1 protein-coding gene is annotated in these 301 nt (G+C 69.8%); it reads left to right on the forward strand.

Annotated features, from left to right (window positions below; genetic code table 11):
* The coding region (locus tag FVP33_RS19090; protein WP_147785265.1) for a DUF1990 domain-containing protein at window positions 1-249 on the forward strand (249 nt) is incomplete at its 5' end.
* Window positions 250-301 lie beyond the last annotated feature (52 nt).

The following is a 301-nucleotide window of genomic DNA, read 5'->3' on the forward strand; positions in this document are numbered from 1 at the left end:
GACGAGCCGCAACGCCGCGGCTTCGCCTACGGCACCCTTCCCGGGCATCCGGAGGAGGGCGAGGAATCGTTCATCGTGGAGCAGACCGAAGACGGATCGGTGTGGCTCGAGATCAGCGCGTTCTCGCGGCCCGCCAACGGCCTGTGGTGGCTCTTCTATCCGGTGCTTCGTGCGCTGCAGGCGTACTACACCCGTCTGTACTTCCAGTCGCTCTCCGGACCCGTCCAGTCCCCGGGCCAGGCCGGCTGAGCCTCGCTGCCCAGCGCCCCTCCTCTCGCCGACCCCGCGCCCCTCGTTGGCC

Source organism: Lacisediminihabitans profunda (genome assembly GCF_008040105.1).
Lineage (GTDB): Bacteria > Actinomycetota > Actinomycetes > Actinomycetales > Microbacteriaceae > Lacisediminihabitans > Lacisediminihabitans profunda.